The 444-nt window shown below is 41.7% G+C and carries 1 protein-coding gene; it reads right to left on the bottom strand.

The window, feature by feature from the left end; all coding sequences use genetic code 11:
- Positions 1–262: 262 nt before the first annotated feature.
- Positions 263–444: hypothetical protein (locus tag HMPREF0372_RS20350; RefSeq protein ID WP_207635679.1), on the bottom strand; the 182-nt coding region annotated here is incomplete at its 5' end.

Genomic DNA, 444 nt, shown 5'->3' on the forward strand with positions numbered 1-444 from the left:
CATAAAGCCACACCAATCTGGATATTTTAAGCGGAATGCTTAGAGTATCAGGGGGTGTGGCTTTTTTATTCCATTGAAATTTGCGTTCTCAAAAAAAGATATTTTCGAGGTTTGTAGAGAAGCAGAAGGACATTGAACCCCGGATCGCTCCATAAAATACCGGTTACCCCTCCCCTGCGCCCTTTTTCAGTCCTAAAGGCCGTTAAATGGAGGAAAAAATATATACAAAAAGTAGTGCGTCGGTTTGTTGGTTTCACAACCATCAGACCGGCGCTTTTTTGTTGCCCAGGAAGTTCAAAAAGGGCATTTTCAATTTGAGCTGGAGAAGGATGACATAGCGCGCCAACTTTATTCGTACTGCCAAAAAGGGCACACGCTTATTCGTCCCATTTGCTAAGTGGATAAGATGGTATGATAAGGTACAATAATTTTCGCAAATTGAAA

This window comes from Flavonifractor plautii ATCC 29863 (assembly GCF_000239295.1).
GTDB classification, from domain to species: Bacteria; Bacillota; Clostridia; order Oscillospirales; family Oscillospiraceae; genus Flavonifractor; species Flavonifractor plautii.